At 50.2% G+C, this 19,225-nt stretch carries 10 protein-coding genes; all 10 read left to right on the top strand.

Annotated features, from left to right (window positions below; all coding sequences use genetic code 11):
• Position 1: 1 nt before the first annotated feature.
• The 10 genes from OCU60_RS17260 (at position 2) to OCU60_RS17215 (ending at position 19,153) form a co-directional block, all read left to right on the top strand.
• On the top strand, positions 2–439 hold the full coding sequence (locus OCU60_RS17260; RefSeq protein ID WP_074374645.1) for a GPW/gp25 family protein: 438 nt from the start codon (positions 2–4) through the stop codon (positions 437–439).
• Entirely contained in the window at positions 423–4,322 is a 3,900-nt protein-coding gene (locus tag OCU60_RS17255) for a baseplate J/gp47 family protein (RefSeq protein WP_074374646.1), read from the top strand. The genes OCU60_RS17260 and OCU60_RS17255 overlap by 17 nt, the downstream gene beginning before the upstream one ends.
• Entirely contained in the window at positions 4,322–7,447 is a 3,126-nt protein-coding gene (locus OCU60_RS17250) for a hypothetical protein (protein WP_074374647.1), read from the top strand. The genes OCU60_RS17255 and OCU60_RS17250 overlap by 1 nt, the downstream gene beginning before the upstream one ends.
• Positions 7,434–11,330, top strand: a complete 3,897-nt coding sequence (locus tag OCU60_RS17245) for a contractile injection system tape measure protein (protein WP_139302156.1) — start codon at positions 7,434–7,436, stop codon at positions 11,328–11,330. The genes OCU60_RS17250 and OCU60_RS17245 overlap by 14 nt, the downstream gene beginning before the upstream one ends.
• 69 nt (positions 11,331–11,399) lie before the next feature.
• The gene (locus OCU60_RS17240) at positions 11,400–13,166 is read left to right on the top strand and encodes a hypothetical protein (protein ID WP_074374649.1); all 1,767 of its coding nucleotides are present in this window, start codon (positions 11,400–11,402) and stop codon (positions 13,164–13,166) included.
• A gap of 22 nt (positions 13,167–13,188) precedes the next feature.
• Positions 13,189–14,313, top strand: a complete 1,125-nt coding sequence (locus tag OCU60_RS17235) for a hypothetical protein (RefSeq protein WP_074374650.1) — start codon at positions 13,189–13,191, stop codon at positions 14,311–14,313.
• A 126-nt stretch (positions 14,314–14,439) separates the two neighbouring features.
• Complete coding sequence (locus OCU60_RS17230) at positions 14,440–15,801, top strand: ATP-binding protein (RefSeq protein WP_083602757.1); 1,362 nt, start codon at positions 14,440–14,442, stop codon at positions 15,799–15,801.
• A 12-nt stretch (positions 15,802–15,813) separates the two neighbouring features.
• Positions 15,814–17,073, top strand: coding sequence for an eCIS core domain-containing protein (locus tag OCU60_RS17225; RefSeq protein WP_074374652.1), 1,260 nt, complete (start codon positions 15,814–15,816; stop codon positions 17,071–17,073).
• A gap of 36 nt (positions 17,074–17,109) precedes the next feature.
• Positions 17,110–18,171: a hypothetical protein gene (locus tag OCU60_RS17220; protein WP_074374653.1), complete on the top strand. Its 1,062-nt coding sequence runs from the start codon at positions 17,110–17,112 to the stop codon at positions 18,169–18,171.
• A gap of 280 nt (positions 18,172–18,451) precedes the next feature.
• Complete coding sequence (locus tag OCU60_RS17215) at positions 18,452–19,153, top strand: helix-turn-helix transcriptional regulator (protein WP_074374764.1); 702 nt, start codon at positions 18,452–18,454, stop codon at positions 19,151–19,153.
• Positions 19,154–19,225 lie beyond the last annotated feature (72 nt).

Genomic DNA, 19,225 nt, shown 5'->3' with positions numbered 1-19,225 from the left:
CATGGACAAGAATCAGTTTCTCGGGCGTGGATGGCAGTTTCCCCCTGCGTTTTCTGCCGGCAACCATCAGGTGATGATGAATGAGAGTGAAGCCAATATTAATCAGTCGATTAATTTGGTGTTACAGACTTATCGGGGAGAACGCAGTCTACTGCCTGACTTTGGGAGTGATTTGCATCATTTCCTGTTTCGTAACCGTGATGCGACACTGAAGGATGAGATTGCTCTGTCCGTCAGACAAACACTGCTCCACGATGAGCCGAGAATCCATGTCGATCAAGTTGAGGTGCTCTATCTGGCGGAATCCGATGAACTGGTCGTGATTCAGGTGGATTACACCATCCGCCAAACCAATACCCGGCATAATCATGTTTTTCCGTTTTCCTTACTCGAAGGAACTAATTTAACGGTGGGACCGAACGGTGCAGAGCCACGTTGATACCGATGCACTGTTACGTGATATCAGTGCCAGACTTGACCCCAATCGTATTCTGGTTGATGACCGGAATCTTAGGGATCGGCTGGCCTTTATCGCCTCACTTGCAGAGCTAATTGTGTTCTACGATGAGCACAATCAGCCGGCTGGTAACTGGCGTGCTTTTGTTCTCAAAGACCCCGTGATTTTGTTGGCCGTGATCAGTAAAACCTCCTATCAGCAGCTCGATGCTCATTTCAGTCGTGTTCAGCCGTCTTTTCATTTGATCAGACAGCAGATGTCGCAACCGGAAGGCGTTGGTGCATCAGCATCGCCCGATTGGCCTGAACGCGTGCGGAACACGGTCTGTCAGTTGTTGAGTCTGTTGGATAAAATGTTTGAGTCACTCGAAGGCTGGATGACCGTGATGTCGGCGGGGGAAAAGGATTATCATCTGCGTCAGTTTCTCGAACAGAAAATTCGGTATTCACTTGCACCGGCATTGTCGCAGCGTGTTGCGGCCCAAAATTATCTGGCAGCCACGATGAAGTCATGTGTGACACCGATGGCTGCGCAAGCCTTTCGTCATTGGTTACCTTTATGGAAATCGTCTGCCGGCATTAATACACAATTTGGCTCCGTGCCTGAAGCAATGGATTTGCTGGAGCAGCTCTATCAACAGGTTTTTTCCTGCTACGTGCAAGTGATTACTTCAGCCCGTCAGGCCTTTGAACAGTTGAGTGAGCAACCCTGTGATTTTCCGGATACGGCACTGCTGATGGCATTCCATCGCTTACTGATGTTTTCCCAACAGGGCTTGAATCAGTACAGTCAGCAACATCTGCAATTCTACTATCGGGATATTTTGCACCAGCAGGCGAGAGGTGTGCTGCCGGATCGGGCCTACCTTTGCCTGACGTTGGCACCGGGGCATACCAGCCTGACATTACCGGCCGGAACCCGATTCACTGGGGGACGTTATGCAGATAATACGCCAATTCTGTTTGCATCAATTCGTCCCTGTGAGGTGAATACGGCACAACTGGGACAACTGTTCAGCAGCAGTTATCGTCTGGTGGGCGATGAGCTTCCGTCAAATGAGACACAGCAACACGATTCAGTCAGCCGGCGGCAATATCTCGAACAATTACCCGATACTCGCAAGATTCGGCACGATAGTACCCAACAAGTATTGGCCTGTGATTGGTTTGGCGGACAACCAACCCAAACGGTTCAACAGGGATTTGTGCTGGCAAGCCCGATGTTGGTATTGAAAAGCGGTATTCGGGTGCTGACGATAACTTTCTCACTCGATCAGCCCGTCAATGCCGAATCGTGGCAGGGAGCAACGAGTTGGTTCAGTGGTAAAAAGGGATGGTTTCAGGCTCCCGATGTCCGGTGGACACAAGGGGAGACCGGACATCAGCTCCGATTGACGATCACATTGCAATCTGACGAGCCTGCGGTTGAAGCTTTTAGTCAGCCTCCGGGCGGTTATGAGGCCATTCTGCCTTATTGTCGGATGATGCTCCCGGAGTCTCTCGATTTACGCTCGGTTCCCCGTTTGTTGACCCTCGATATGCAGGTCTCCGTGACGCAGAGTGATTCGTTCTCTCTGCTCAGTGATAACGGTCCGTTAGTGCCGGGCAAGCCGATGCCGATTCTCGGGGCTATCCCGGAGGTCGGTAGTCACTGTTATATTCGTGATGCGGAAATTGTCGATAAGCCGCTCACTCAGCTTGATTTGACATTATCGTGGGAGAACATACCAGCTGATTTTAGTGTTTATTTTTCAGCATATAACGCCTTCCTCTACCATCAGGGCGGCGCGAAACAGACATGGTGTAACACCGCTTTTCGGATCGCGTGGCAAGTCTATACGGCCAATGGCTGGCAGCCTGCGTCAGCACAGATCTCGGCTGTCTCCGATAACGATGAAGCAACCGATGCGCAGCCCTCGTCACCGAATCGGCATTGGTGGCAACGTTTGTGGCACCGACAACCTTCTCCTCCTCAGCCGATCGTGCAGCAACACGATGGTTTATTTGCGCAGCAGTGGGGGAGGCATAAACGCAAAACGGTTGCAGAGAATGCCTTGGGAACCCACTATCAATTCTCTTTTTCCGAACCGCAGCGATGTCTTGAGTCGCCGCTCACCGGACAACCTCAGCTACGCATGACCCTGATCGCCCCAGCCGATGGATTCGGTCATGCAATTTATGCGCAGCTGGTGTCTGCGACCAGTTTAGAGAACGCAAAGGTGCTCATGAACGGGGCCGGGTTACTCGGTCCGGTTGTGAAAATTCTGCGCGGATTGGGACATTTGGTCGGGATGAAATCGTTGGGCAAGGTACAACCGCTCCCCCCCTTACCATGGGGGGTGAAGGCACAACAGGCGACATTAAGTTATCAGGCCACACAATCATTCGATTTTACCGACCCAGCAGCGCCAGCCGACAAAGAACAAGGGCATGGGACACTGACGTTGCTACATATCGGGGCACTGGCAACGTATCCCTATTTTTGTTGTCAGTCCGGTCAGGCGCATCCGAGCCTTGATCTGCGCCATGTGAGATTGCAACCAGTTCCGAGTCCAGAGAGAACGTCTCAGGGGCTGGCGCTCTACAGTGGTGTCAGCCGTCCGGCCAATAGTCTGTATATTCAGTTGACCGACGTTGTACGACCATGCCGGGTAAACTTGCTGATTGAATTGGCTCAGGATCTCAGTCGTGAGTCGCAATCTCGTGAACCACAGCGAAGTGAAGTGAGTTTATATTATTGGGGGGACAATGGTTGGGAGGCGCTGTCGGTCTTGTTGGATCAAACCTGTGGACTGACTCGTTCCGGCTTGGTACAGATCGATTTACCGCAAAACGTGGTTTTGAACCCACCTCAATTTCCTCAAGCAGAGGGCAAAACAGCCAGTGATGCAACAGAGCAAGTTGACCCGATAACCCAAGGATGTGCCTGGTTATTGATGACACAGGCTTCAGCGCGTCGGGTCGCCTGTGTTTATTGCAATACACAGGGCATCGAGGTGATCCGGCAGGCACCGATAACGCTACCTGTGGGATCCCCCCCGGCTTTAGCTGCCGGGAAAATCAGTGCGCCGGCAGTCAAAAATCCAGCATTGGCCGGTGTGGTTCAGCCTTTTGCTTCCTTCGGGGGACGGGCGCAAGAGTCTGAACCGGTATTCCGGGAGCGTGTGAGTCAACGACTGAAAACCAAAGATCGTGCGGTTGCGGGTTGGGATTATATCTTACTGACCAAACAGATATATCCGTCCTTGTTTCATGTCCGCCATCTTCAGGAAAAGGCTTCAGGTTGTATTCATTTAGGGGTTGTCCAGTCATATCCGTCGGCGCGAGTCGTTCATGCATTTCGGCCTGTTGTCCCGCGTGACCAAATTCAACAAATCATTGTAAGTCTGACCCAAAGAACATCAGCGATGACTCAGGTTCGAGTGACAAACCTCCAGTATGAGCCGGTGTCAGTGGTTGCAACGGTGGTGATCCGCGAGACGACCAATGCCAGTGATTTGTTGAATGCACTGCATGAAGGGATGAATCTCTATCTGTCACCGTGGATTGATGCAGAACAGCAGCAATATCAGCTTGGTGATGGCTTAAGCTGTACGGCAGTGACGCGGTTTCTGGCAACATTTGATGGAATTGTTGCCGTGCCATCGCTGCAACTGACATTAAGCGATACAGCAGAGAAACCACATTCAGAGCGTGCTGAGGCGATGACAAGTGCGGATAAGTCTGGTCCGGAAAGGCTGATGCCCTCAGCACCGGATCGCATTTTTGTTTCGTCATTCAAGCATACCTTTCGGCTCACCCGTGCTGGCTCTCCAGAGAGTCAATCGTCCGACATCGCACAGAACCAGTTGACGGAGGCTTACTGATGAATGAGACCCGTTTACAGTCGTCAGCATTGCAATACTTGGTTCAGGAAAACAGCATCTCTGCCGGAGCGCTGCCGCCACAGCAAGATTTTACTTTTTTGAAGCAGGAGGGCATCCGGCAACTGAAATCACAGGTCGGTCACATTTGGAGTAACTTCAATGACAGTGATCCGGGCGTGACGATTCTGGAACAGCTCTGTTATGCCCTGACCGAACTGGGGTATGTCAACAGTTTTCCAGTGGTGGATGTATTAACTCAGTCTGACGGCCAGATCGACTATGCGCAGCAGTTCTTCCGAGCGGAGGAAATTCTAACGACGGCTCCGGTGACTATTGATGATTACCGCAAGCTAGTTCTGGATCGGGTTGATTGTATCGAGAATCTCTATCTGACACCGCTGCTCATTGCCGGTCAATCCACAGGTTTGTATCAGGTTGAGGTTTATGTCAAACACGAATCGACCACTGTGGTTAAAAAAGAGACAGCAGAAAACAATGACGTAGAAAGCCGTGCTTCTGAAACAGGGTCATCAGCCCCGAATCGTTCAACTGAAAAGATGGCTGCGGATATATTGATTCAATCGGTGCACCGTTTACTCAATCAACACCGCAATCTGGGCGAATATTTTTTATTGCCGGTATTACTACAACCTCAGGTGATTGCGCTTTCCGGACAGATTCTACTGGCGCCCGATGCAGATCCGCATCTGGTCGCTGGGCAAATCGATTTAGCTTTGGCTGATTATGTCAGTCCTCCGTTCCGGCAACAGGGGTATCAGCAACTAGCCAAGGACGGTTATGAAGCTGATACCATTTTCAACGGCCCTTTATTGCAACATGGCTGGAACTGTCATGAGAAGCAATCTGCGGGGGAAGGGGCTAAAAGCAGACTCGGTGAAAAACGACAGGAAGTCCGGTTGATCGATTTGATGTCACGCATCAGTGAGGTGTCTGGGGTCGCGGTTGTGGTACAGCTGGCTTTTCGTGATCAACCGTCGCATCAGTCGATAGCCGTGGCTGCTGACAAGGTCGCTGCCATTGTACTCAGTGATGACTTTCAGATACAGAGTCGTCAGGTCTCACTGAATGTTGCTACAAAATGGGAGCGGAGCCGTTTTCTGACCCGGTTACATGCGCAGCATCAGGCCAGCCCTGTTGATGCGGGCGTTGATATTGCTCCTCCGTTGCCCCAAGGGCGTTATCGGAATATCGAAAGTTATTATTCGATCCAACATACTTTTCCGGCCAATTATGGTGTGGGAGCGAACTCATTGCAGTCCGATATGTCGGATTTTCGGGTGGCTCAGGCTCGTCAGCTGAAAGGTTATCTGCTGCTATTCGATCAGGTAATGGCAAATCAATTTTCTCAGTTGGCCAACCTCGGCCACCTGTTTTCTTTTAGTTTTGGCAGTGGAGCGACCGCAGAAAACACCTTGATTCAGCGTTATGCTCAAAATTGTGCCGATCCGCGTCTCATGGCGATACCCAGTCAGTCGTTCGTTCGCAGTTATTTCTATCAGCCACTCTATGATGTGCCGGATGTTCAAGCGCTATTGCAGGGAAAAAACCGCTACCAATATTTTTATCCCGATGACCCGGATGAGCCCAAACAACGCGAGAAACTCGTCTGGCAACGTTTTCGGCGCGATCCATTCAATACGTATGCCTACGGGCTCAATCAGTGCACTGAAACACAAGAAGAGGCAGAACAGCGGCGCGATGCTATGTTGAGTCATTTGCTCGCCCGCCACGGTGAACCGGCTGATCGCTATGATGAAATTATCGATGGCTGCCAGTGGTTCGGGGGGCATTTGAAAACCCGGATTATCATCAAAGGGATCTGGCTGCAAAATTTACAGGCACTTTCTTATCGGCGTAATCTGGCGGGAGACTTCTCACAAGCTCAGCCGTTAACGACACCGGGACGCTATCGGTTAGAGACACAAGCTTATCGTCAGCTCATGGTATCCCGCTATTCGAATGCATTGGCCCCACTGCTGAGGGGAATTTATCGGCGAGGATTTATCGATCAAAAAACCTTGGTTGCCACGATGGCTCAGGCCCGGATCGCCCATTTGCGGACCATACTCGCAAAGCAGGGACAAACCGAGCAGGACATTCATCATGATCAGGTGGTGAAGCGTTGTCAGGCTATCGCTGCGTCATTGCCATTGCAAGATGGCAATCAACAACTGCTGGAGAGCGAGCGGACACAATACAAGGCTTTGATGAGAGATGGTGTTTTAGATGCCAGCGCATTGGATCAGTTTGTGAAGCTGACCGATCAGGATTATGCCGATTTTTCCGTATTTGAACTCAAATGTGCCATTTTGTTAGGCATTGCCCGCCATCTGCAAACACTCGCGACTGCACTGCTTCGGCTGAAACTGGTGCCCGAGTTTCTCCGCTGGCTGGCTGCTAACCCTAAAGACGGGGAGCGATTCCCAACCCAAAACACAGCCGCAGATATGGCGGAGACACTGCGTGATATTTCCGTCCTCAGACAAACCGATGCACTGGTGGTGCAAATCGGGACACAACCGGTGTTGATATTACCGTATGCAGAAGGCGACTTCGGGCAAATACAGTTACAGCAATATATTGACCAGTTGGACTGGCTCGGGCGGGTCCGGCGTGGATTCGTACTGGTTGAGCAAACCTTGTTGCAATCTGATCCGTTACCGCCCGATCCGTCTGTGAATGAAAGTGTGACGAAAAGCGAACAGACAGCAGGGAAGCAGGCAGACAGCGGAACGAGCGGTGCAGAAGATGCAGAAAATGCAGAAGATGCAATCCCAGCAAATGAGGCCGAAGGGTTGTGTGCGACGTTAGCATTTCCCGATTATGTCGTACTCACGCAACAACATCAGTTTCAGACTTTTCTTGCCGAGATGGTTCAGTTTCATTGGCCCGCACACATTCGGTTACAGTGGCGTCAGGGCAACTATCAGCAAATGTCAGCACTGATAGCCTGCTACTGTCGATGGTATAACCGTCAGATCCATCAGACCAATACGTCACTGTGTAATGCATTGGCTCCGGCAAATATGAAGCAATCCGACTGTCAGGCCGCATTGTTGCGGGCGATTTCAGTGATGCGAGAGGTGCCTTATGATGAGACATGAGCACATGGTTGCCTGCTGCCAATGGCAAACGCAGTTTGATGACCGGGAACATGCCGTCGCGTTGCAGAATGCATTGAGTCAGTGGAGTAATCAGGCGCTCCCCGGTATTCTGAGTCAGAGTTTTGAGCGTTATTGTCCGGCTGCCCAGATTTGGCAAATCGAGCGACTGGAACTGGATCTGGGAACCCTGTCATTACAGGATTTGGATCGGCAACTCCCACAGCGAGTCAGAGATGCGTTGGAAGATGCGCTGATACAGTTGTTCCGTCGGCATCGTTCCGGGTCGTATATGGACAGTGGGCAAAGTTTACGGATTGTCGATTTACATGTTTCGACACTTGCTCAACTTCGGTGGTTCTTATTGCACGGGACGTCCCCATGGTGGACACCGCGCTTGAGTCATCCGATGACTATGGTTGAGCAGCTCTTTGAGCAGCAACCCCAGGCTGTGGCTGATCTGTTGCGTCAGGTTGGGGCATCAGCCGCAGTCCGACGCAGAATCGTCTGGCAGTGGGGTGAACCTCGGATCCGAGTAACCATTCAGCTATTAGAACCGTGGCATTCGGAATTCATTCTCCGTTATGCCGATCATCTCGCTTTGAGTGAGCAACAACAACCTTCGGGCGGTATGCATTCGCGGACGCTGAAATCCAATATTTGGTACTGGATTCTGACCCACCTGCTGGTGGAGCGGGGAACACTGTTTAATACGCTGCAATTTGTTCGCTCGACATTATTTCAGATGGCACAGCATGAGCAGCTAGATTTCTCCACGCTGTTACATCGTCTCAGTGATATCGCTCGTCAGATGTTGTCACAGGGGCTGATGGCACCGCAGTTTTTACAGGTTTTGGGGATGTTGGAACAGCAGCAGCAGCGGCCGGCCAATGCCGTTGTTGTGACTGAACCGGACTTGTGGCAACGGCTACAACAGATGCTGCACAGTCGCGAGCGCCTCTATCAGCAAGCGATACGACCGGTTTACTTCAATGAGTTGTTTGTCCGCTTAGCCGGGCAGGATGCGAGTCGGACTGCCCGGATCATTCGTGAGGCAGGGCGGCGCGAAGAGGTTCGGCTGTTTTTACTCCAGCAACTGAGTCACGAACAGTTGTACACACTCGTCGCGATCATTGCACCGGGCGATCAGCTTTTTATTCAGACGCATGTCCGGCATACCCAAACAATGCTTCGGGCACAGCGGCTTGACCCATTGTTGATCTGGCGGATTTTACTGGATTATCTGCTGGCAAGTAGTGGCAGTTACTTCAATCGTCGTCAATTGGTGCATACCACGCTGGTCGGGTTGAGTCGTCAGTATCATCTCGACTATGTGTTGCTACTGACAATGTTAGTGAAGACGTCGGTGCAGTGGCAATTGGCGCCTCATCACTTTGAGTTGCTGGCGATTCTTCAGGAACTACAACGTGCAGCGCTCAATCAGCAAAGCGCCGCAGCGTGGTTCCGCGTTCAAGCGGATGATGCGACCGGGCTTGATATTGATCCTATCCGGAGACTGATTGTTATCTTACATCTACGCCCGGAAACGTGTCACCAGCATTTCCAATACCTGTTCCGGCAACAGCAGTGGCAGGCACGTCCAGCCAAGGCGCTCAGTCAGTTTTGGGTGCATTCACTGGCAGCGCGTGGTCACCTGAGCCTGAGTGAACTTCGCGCACTGCTGGTCACACTATCACCGCAAGCAGGAGCGTCAGCCTTCCTGTTGCTGGCTATGCTGCAGCGGTGGCAAACACAGGGGGGATTACCCCGGATTCCTGCTGCTGATCCGATGCATTGGCTGGCGACCCTGATGGTCCAAGCCTTATTCAATCCGTTGACATATCCGACGCCGATATCTCGCTGGCAGGACCGTTTTTTTTCAGCATTACAGCGTGAAACCGGTCAGGATTTTCAGGTGTGGCATGAAGCTCTTGCACATTTATGTGCGGCGGTGGCCAGCGTGTCGGTCTGTGCTGAGATGGTCGCTGCTGCTGCACGATGGCGGCCTGAAGTCTTTACTTTATCCGATGGAACGGTCCCCTTATCGCAAATCTCCTCTTCGGAGCAGATATGGACTGTTCTTCAGCAACACCCTGATGCAGTCGGATACTTGATGAAATTTGCCCGGACTTCAGCAGGGCAACAGGCGTTGGCACCATTATTACCGACAGCGTTACAGCGATCGGCTGATTGGCAGCAATGGTTACGGAAGCTGGCTGATAGTGTCGCGGGAATCGGTGGGAGCTATCCATCCGATCTGAAGGAGAGTCTTGCTCGGAGTTGTTGGGCGATTTGGCTCAAGGAGTTGCGGGCCTACCGGCATTTGCATCACCGTGTGAGGGGATTTAGGCTCAAGGTGTCTGGCTGGGTTGCCGCGTCATTACAACATTGGGCACAACGACACAATGTTCGCTGGTCAGTGCTTGCCTCGCGTCTTCGGTTACAGCAATCGGTTGACTCATCAGGTGTTCTGGATTGGGTCGCGATTCTTGCACAACTCAATCCGGTTCATCATGATGCTGAGTTTGTTGCCCCGCCACTGCCGATGATTCATCCCACTGTTGCGGCGACCTCCGTGTTGTTACCACTATCTCCGGCACCAACAGGTGAGAGTATCGATTCAACTCACCAACCTGATGATATTTCTGCCTGGTATCAGGATCAACGCGGACAATATCTGCAACAACCGCAGTGGCGTGCTCGGGTGCTGCAATGGTTGAAATCAGGGCAGAATCCGTCCCAAACACATGACAGACCTCCGGTTGACTGGCAGCAGGCGTTATTGGATTGGCTCTATTTCTATCCGGACTCATTCCGGCAGCAGATCATGCCACTGATGCGCATTTCAATTGTCTATCATCGGCTATTGATTCATCTGTCGTTAGCATCACTACTGGACGTCATGGCACGTTCGCCGCTGTCACTTCAGGCTGAGATTGAGACCATTCAGATATTGGAACGACTGGTATTGCAATTGAATTTGCCGCAGATGTCGTTTGCAGAGCGACAGCAGCATTTGCTGAGTTGTGTTGTAGAGAACTGGCTGCGTCAGCACTGGCAAAACCTGACCCCTGATGCGTTGGTTGCAGCGCTATTCGGAAAGATATTACAGGTCGGAACGGTTTTGCCCGCGTTACTAGTACAGCAGTTATCCCGTCCGGGTCTTGTGACGACACATACATTGGCACCGTCGATTCAAACGTTCATTCGTATACTTCAGCGTGCGACGGCGCGTCAAACCATATCGTCTGAGGCAATATCGGCTTCGAGCTGTGCTCCGAACGAGCGTGAAATCTCAATTGACACCTTACGGCCGGACTCCCGGAATGAGATTGGCCGATGGGGGCTTGCAGACGACCCACATCAAGCATCATGCCATACAGTTCCCATGGCACTATTCAATGCCGGTTTGGTATTGCTCCAGAGTTTTATTCCCGCATTTTTCGAACGGTTGCAGCTGACACAAGACAACCAGTTTGTGACTTTTGCAATGCAGCGGCGAGCGGTCCACTGCTTACAATTTTTAGCGACCGGTGCTCAGGAAACCGCAGAGCCTTACCTGTTACTCAATAAAGTGTTATGCGGCTTGCCATCTTCTGAACCGGTTGAAACCAGTGTCTCTCTTTCAACGGAGGAAACAGACATCGTTCACAGCCTGATTGAGGCGGTGATCGACTATTGGCCAGCAATCGGGAAAACGTCCATTGACGGTTTTCGCGGTAACTGGCTGGTCAGGAACGGCACCCTGACTGAATCACAGGACCACTGGGACTTGATCGTTGAAAAACGGCCTTACGATATGTTGATTGCACGAGCGCCGCTGTCTTATTCGATCATCAGGTTACCTTGGATGAAGAAACCGATTTACGTCACCTGGCCAACTTAACCTTCGGGTTGGTCGTTTGTACTGTGAATTGTGAATCACCAATTAACCGACGAAGGGTAAGGTGAACTTATGAATTCGTATCAGGAAAACTTGCAAGAAGTGGTAGGGACATCTCTTGATGCTTTGTATGCCCAGCAACAAAAGCTGGCATCTCAGCGGCGGGGCGCACAGTACAGTCTGTATTATGCGCAAGGAGCACAACTGACAGCGTTCGATAATCTGGAATCTACCAGTGAACAGTTGGAAGCTGTCCGGTTGAGCAATCAACAAGGGGTGAAAAACGATAATCTGATGAACAATCTGGTTGAATCGACTCACCTGATTCAGAGCAATGTTGCCACAACCGTGAGCAATAGTGCGACGGCTGCAACCAATGTTCAGACGGCGGCGACCGCCGTTGCCAAACTGGCGGGTGATATCGGTAGTGCTCTGAATATTGCCGCTGCTGCCTGCTACGGTACAGATATTTACAAAAAGACACTGGAGGCCAACGCTTTTATCCGGGAAACGGCCAATCAGGCCGAATATGCATCTCAGAAGGCGATGGAAGCGTCGTCTTCCAGCTCTGAAGTTATTGCAAAAGAGCTGGAGTCGAGCGCGACCCGTTCGAAGTCGGAGCTGGAAAAACTGCTGGCAGCTGCTCAGACTCAGTTCAAATCGCTGTCGTCTGCCAGAGTTGCGGATCAGGAGGCTCTATTCACCGCCAGTCAAACCGAGAAAAAAGCAGAAGGTGCACTGGAAGATGCACAGTCGGCGGAAAGTGCGATCGATGGAACCGTTCAGGACAGCAATGACACTCTGAACTTTAATCTGACTGCGGTTGCCCAAGGGGATCAGCAGATCACGGTGAGTTTCCAGCCATTTACATCGGCATTCACTCAACTGCCGGAGCAATGCGCTACACAGTTAGGTAAGACCGACGGCAGTACATTACGGGATCCCGCACAACATTATTTTGTCTTCGTCGTCAGTGCTGATAAAAAGTCCAGCATCAAACAGGATCAGGTTGAATCAACCTTTGCCGAATACCAGAAAGATCGGTTTACCGAGGTAACGCCAGACGATCAAGGGCATTATCAGACTACCCTTAAATACGGCGATTCCTGCTTAGATTTTTCCGGAAAACCTCTGCAACTGGGACGCGATTATCTGGTGTATATGTATGTTGTACTGGATTTGACGTATCAGAAATATATCGGTTCATACAGTAATGTACTCTCAAGTGCTTCTCCGGCGGTGACATTACTGACCAAGCTACCTGTTGCACAAAAAATCAGCTTTGATGATGACTCCCGGCAAATCCTGTTCATGGTGACGGGCAGCAAAGGGAAGTATGAACCCGAGTTCCGTGTCATGTTGTTACCCGCCTACCAACCTTCGACCGGCGGATTGATGGTCGCACCTTTGCCACCGGAAGCCGGGTGCAGTGCACTGAATTTCTATTTTAATCAGTCAATTGCGATGCAGGTATCCAGTGCCAACTATCAACTGGCTCATATCGAATCCAGCAAGGTGAAAAGCGGGAAACGTGTCCACAGGATGGCCGCTGCAGTGCCTGATGACATGACTGATAACTTCGGTAATCCACTGATTGCGGGCGCATCCTATATCCCCGTTGTGCTCACTACACCAGCGTCTGGTGTGGATCAGGGATGCTATGCGTCATCACTTTCCGCACTGGATACTGATCCCGTCATAATTATTCCTAGTGAAGATCATCTGGGGCAGCTACAACCCTCAGCATCGACAGCACAAGTGACGGATAAAGATGACAGTGAAGAAAAGAAAACACGTCGTTCCGCTAAAAAAAACGAAGCCGATGATGAGCAGGAATAATCAATAATCTGGAGAATTATTTATGCAAACAACAATGAAAGTTGGTATCGCTGAGCAGAAGAATTTTGAGATTGAGTCATTGACCAGTCAGGTTGCCAATGTGCAATATCAGATTGATGAGATGAATGCTGTCGTCAACTCGCTTACCGATAAACAGAGCCATTTTGCTCAGCTACTTACAGATGCTGAAGCGAAGAAAAATACCGCATTGGGTCAGTTTAACCAAATTAAACTGGTGGTGTCTCAGGTGGAGGAGCTGAAGCAATACTCTAAAGTCGTCAATCAGCAAACCGGAACTGCCAAATCAGAAGTGACAGAGACCTCTCAGCAGGTTGCCCAGTTGGTGAATCAGTTGATCTTCTCGGTTGATGTGATTGAAAAACTGACCGATTTCGTGAATCGGCAGAAATCGGTTAACAAGGCCATACCAAATGAGTTGGTCAGCATGCTCGGGCAGGCGACAGCAGATGCAAATCAAGCCATTGCGACGACACTGACCGCCTTGCAGAGTTGTTATGCAACGGTCTCTTTTGCCAGTGAATCCTATTCAATTTCAGACCTTGAACTGCAACAGTCCGTCGATCTTGAATCACTTCTGACCGGTGGTGATATCGATCATGCTCAGAGTCATACGCTGTTTGATCGTGCTTCGGCAGCATTACAAAGTGTAGAAACACTGATGACTCAGCTACAGAATGTCCAGCAACAGACACAATCCCGACTCAGCCATATGCTCGATGTGGAAGAAAATCACGCCAATCTGACGGCACAACTCGAAGATGCCAAAGATGATGAGGCCGCTTCTGAAGTGCAGCAAAACCTCGTGAAATCTCGTGCGGATGTGGTGCAGGCCAAAAAAGCGTATCAGCAGGTCAAAACTGTGTTGGCTAATATTTCTATGCAGTCTGAGATGAAAATTGCCCGGCTCAAAACTATTATTCAAAGTCAGCAGGATACTGCGTTATTGACCCTGATTCAGAAGGCCTATCATCAGGCAGTCAGTGATTATCAGCAAGCACTTGAGGCCAGTAATATGGCTGAGACTCAGTTGGAATATGCGCAGGCTGAGCTGGCGCGGGCAACGACCAAACTCAATTCACTGCAAGCTGGTTTGGATGCAGCCAAAGCAGCCGCTTTCGCTGCATAATCGGGTTGAGACGCGATGCCGCTGTCCCTGAATATGACCGAGTGATATTGGTGTATTCAGGGGGTTATCGTGGCGATGATGGTCACGACGGGTCTCGATTATAGCGTCTCAACAACGAAGGAGGGGATGATGATTATCCCGCCGGAACGTAACTTAAATGCACTCTATCGGGAGATGGAGTGGCTCTCTATGGTTATCAATCAAGTGATTTGTAGCTACCTCAAACAGGATGGGTATGAAAATCACTGGTTAGAGATTCCACCGCCATCGCTTGAACAAAATGACAGCCTGTTTGCCAATTTGATGCTGGAATGGGAGCTGAACACCTTTGAGCGTCTGGCGCTTGATTTAGCGCTGGCACCTGCGATTCGCCCGGAAGTGCTGGATATTCTGTTTGGCATGAACCAAATGATTGAGCGGGGATTCAGTGAGTTTGGCGGTATCACGGACAAAGCATTCAGTGGCTTTATCCCGACCGGTCAGACGCTGAACTTTTTAGTGACAGCCAATGACCCGCAGTGGCGACTGGAAGTGATGTATATTCTTTCACCGCATCACCGATTGATGGCCGAACAGGTCACTGAACTGCTCCCTGTCGATCCGGCTTTGCCTGACTGGGCCGGGGTTTTTAAAGCCAGTGAATCGTGGCTCAATTATCTGATCACCGGTGAGCAGATTCGCCCGGAGCTGAGTACGAGCTTCCCGGCTCATATTCTGGAAACACCGCTGCAATGGGAAGATTTAGTGCTTGATTATCGGGTGATGAATCAGGTTGAAGAGATCCGCGCATGGCTGGCTTATGGTGCCACGCTGATGCATGAGTGGCATCTCGATCAGAAGGTCAAACCGGGGTTTCGTGCTGTGTTCTTCGGCCCGCCCGGAACCGGAAAAACCCTGACGGCAGCATTGTTGGGTCAATCGACCGGAAGAGCGGTCTATCGGGTCGATTTGTCGATGGTGGTTTCCAAATATATCGGTGAAACCGAGAAAAACCTTGCCAAAGTCTTTGATGCAGCCAGCTATAAAGACTGGATTCTGTTCTTTGATGAAGCGGATGCGTTGTTTGGTAAGCGCACTGAGGCGACCTCATCGAATGATCGTCATGCCAATCAGCAAACGGGTTATCTGTTGCAGCGTATTGAAGATTTCCCCGGGACGGTGATTCTGGCAACCAATCTTAAAGCCAATATGGATGAAGCCTTTACCCGCCGTTTCCAAAGTATGATCCAGTTTGCCATCCCCGGCTCGGAAGAGCGCTTACAGCTATGGCGCAATGCTTTTGACAATGTCTGTGAGCTGAGTCCGGAGATTCAGTTACAGCACATTGCCGCAGAGTTTGAAGTCACCGGCGGGCAGATCGTCAATATTCTTCGCCAGTGTGCGCTCCAAGCGATTCGTCGCGGAGCAAGGGTCGTCCGGCGGGATGAATTGCTCAATAGCATCCGGCAGGAATTTCTCAAAGATAATAAAACCATCAAGCTCAACTGAGCAGGAGGTTGTATGACGCACGCAGAACTGAAATCCAAACCGACGCTGTCCCGGCAACAGGCGGCGCAGCGGCAGAGTCGGGCAATACTGGCGGATAACCGGCAATCTGCAACGCCGGTCATTCAGCAGCAACCGAACCATACTGGTTTGCCGGATCAGTTGAAATCGGGCATGGAAAACTTATCCGGGATGAGTCTGGATCACGTCAGAGTGCACTATAACTCTGATAAACCGGCAACTGTTCAGGCACACGCTTATGCGCAGGGCAGTGAAATCCATCTTGCTTCCGGGCAGGAGAAACATCTTCCTCACGAGCTGGGGCATGTGGTTCAGCAGGCGAAAGGGCAGGTTCAGGCAACCACTTCGGTCGGTCATGTTGCGGTGAATGATAGTCCGGTTCTGGAGCATGAAGCTGATCAGATGGGAGCAATAGCCTTACAAAGATACCCGATAGAACCAAACACGTCACAGATATCGGTTTATCAGACAAGAGGCCCCTTGCAATTATCGACTTCAGTGATCCAGCGAGTCATCGATCCGGCTGTTGTTCGGGCTGCCTGCCAACGATTAGGACTCCCAGATTCCGGTCATAAAATTGTTGAAGTTCCACCTAAAGTGATGGCGAATACCAAGTTTAAGGATTATCCCCCGGGACATGTGATCGGATTCAGCGCAGAAGAGTTGGATTTATCAATGACGTCGGCTCAGTACGGTACAGGCCAGGAATCCGAATATGAAGAAGCAACGGCTCAGGATCTCCTGAGTCTGGCTGGTGGTGCTGCTTATAATCACCATCTGGGGGCCGTGTTTATCACTGCCAAAATGGTGAACTATGAACGCAATCTTCTGCATGAACTGGGGCACCATAAGCAGAATACCGTGTCAGGATTTAATGGGGACAATACCACGACCTTGCTACTGGAATACCACAATGTCCTGATGAACGAGAATTTACATCCCGGAGCCAAACGGGTCTCGTATGGCATGGACCGCACTCAGGGGTGGTTGACGAAATGGGAGAAATTCACAACGGAAGATCAGAAAGTTGATTTTCTTGAACAAAAAGCCCGAGAACTGATAGAGATGGAAGAAACGCTTTATCAGAAAATCAGTCATTCCGCGAAGAAAAAAGAGAATGATTTGGAAGTCTATGGTGAAACTGCCCATAAAATGTCGGAAGAAATATCAACCATTGATAAAGGGTCTGATAACAACCTGTATGTGGTCAGAACACTCTACAACATGATTAAGGAACTGGAATCGAAGTATTGAGCGGCTTCCGGAAACTAAACAAAGAAGGAAATAGTGATGTATCGGATGAACCTTAAACATGGGCGGGATGTGTCACAACAGCAATCGGCTCGGCGTCAAGCGCGCCGTACGGCACTTGAAGATAACCGAGGATCTGCATCGCCGGTCATCCAGCAAAAGCAGGAACGGAGCGGATCAGCAATGCAGTATTCTGCTCCTTCAATGACTGCAGCGCAGTCCGGAAATAACACATCCGGTATTGTACAAAGAACAGTTGAAGATATGGGGACTGCGGTCAATTGGGCGAAGACGAAATCAAACAAGAAATTGGTACGAGACAATCTGGCTCTGATCGCTGTGGATATTCATAATGACAATAACCTATACCAACTCAATGAACTGAATGCATTTTATGACGCTGAACTTAAAGGAAAGACACATTCGGAATTGTCGGATACGGCAGACTGGTTTCACAAGTTTAAGCGATATGTCGCCGGGATTCGTGATGATGAGGGGGCTCATGGTGCGGCACTACATGGTGGCAGTGGAGATAAATTCATTGTTGATCGGGTGAATACGGTGGGTCAGCCCAACCGGGCTTCTTACCTGATGATGGATGATTATCTGAAATGGGACTCGATTCTTAGTTTGAATGCAGAGGAAATCTGGGGGAAATACAAAGAGGCTGTTGGTGAAAGTCTGGAGACTCTGAGTGGCTTTCTTCCCTATGGGATTGCTGATGCAGAAGCTGCGAATGGTTTCGTCACATATTCTGCATCTGAGTGGCTGGACTTTAATGTGACATGGGATAAGAAAACATTTCCGGTCCAGTTGAAAACAGAAATGCGTGGCACTGCTGTGACGGCAACCGCGAAAGTTGGTGAATATCACGTGAAAATCAATGCCAGTATTGAAGGTCTGCAAGACTTTAATTCACGGCAGGTGAGAAAAATTGGTGCGACAGACGCGACGACTTTTGATGTGACCACACATAACAAACATCCCGTTGCTCATACGGGGGGATTAAGTCCAGAATTTACGATTGATAAGTTCTGTAATCTGGAAAACGAAGGTCATCCCGTCGGCGATAAAAAACTCAAATGGGTGACGAAGTTTTAGAGGCAGTAGGTTTGAGATCGGAACAAGTTTTTGCTTGATATGGGATTCTTCGGGTACAGATCCGTTCCAAACAAAACCGTTCTACCAATCCTCCCGAATCCCGGCATGAATATGACGCACAATGAATTTTTCCGATTTCAGGGATATCAGTGCCATATGCGCCAGAGGATAGGTGTCGAACGTTATCTGTACTATGTCTCCCGGCAATGACAGTGGGTCAGAGAATCAGTTAGAATTACTTTTATCCCCTTGTTCCCATATTCAGGAAAATAATCCCGTTATGTCCCGAACCCAACGTCTGTTTGACTTGCTGCAATTACTCCGTTGCCATAAATATCCGGTTGCTGCTGCGACACTGGCAGATGAACTGAACGTCAGTGTCCGGACGATTTACCGGGATATCGCGACTTTACAGTCTCAGGGGGCTGAAATTGAAGGAGAGGCTGGCCTAGGTTATCTCCTCAAGCCGAATTTTATGTTGCCGCCGCTGATGTTCAGTTACGAAGAGTTGGAAGCTCTGTTACTGGGAGCTGAATGGGTAACCCATCAGGATGATTCAGCCATGACTCAGGCGGCGCGACATGCGATTGCGAAGATTTCGGCGATCTTACCCGATACGCTGAAATGGCAATTGGAGCGGGAAACGTTCCGGGTTGGCCCCGGTCTGGAAAAGCCCCCGTTACTGGTGGATTTAGCCCTGATACGTCAGGCGATACGTCAGGAGTCCATTATTGAAATTGAATATGTCGACCAACAGGGCAACCTGACAATTCGCCGACTTTGGCCGGTGTTGCTGGGATTTTTTGAAGCTTGTTATATGTTAGTTGCTTGGTGTGAGAATCGGCAGGCATTCCGCCATTTCCGGGTTGATCGTATTCGGACTTTCCATGATACGACACAGCGTTATCCCCGTCGTCAGCGAGACTTAGTAAAAGCATGGCAGGCAACTCAGGGGGTGGCTGATAAACAAACTCGCTATTGAAAACAGCCCGATTGATCAAAATTCTATAGACCCAAACACTACTGACAAAAACTGACAACATGCCTGAGTAAG

Origin of the sequence: Vibrio spartinae, assembly GCF_024347135.1 — a bacterium.
Lineage (GTDB): Bacteria > Pseudomonadota > Gammaproteobacteria > Enterobacterales > Vibrionaceae > Vibrio > Vibrio spartinae.
Note: the sequence above shows the minus strand (reverse complement) of the source record. Positions and strands in the feature narration are given on the sequence as shown.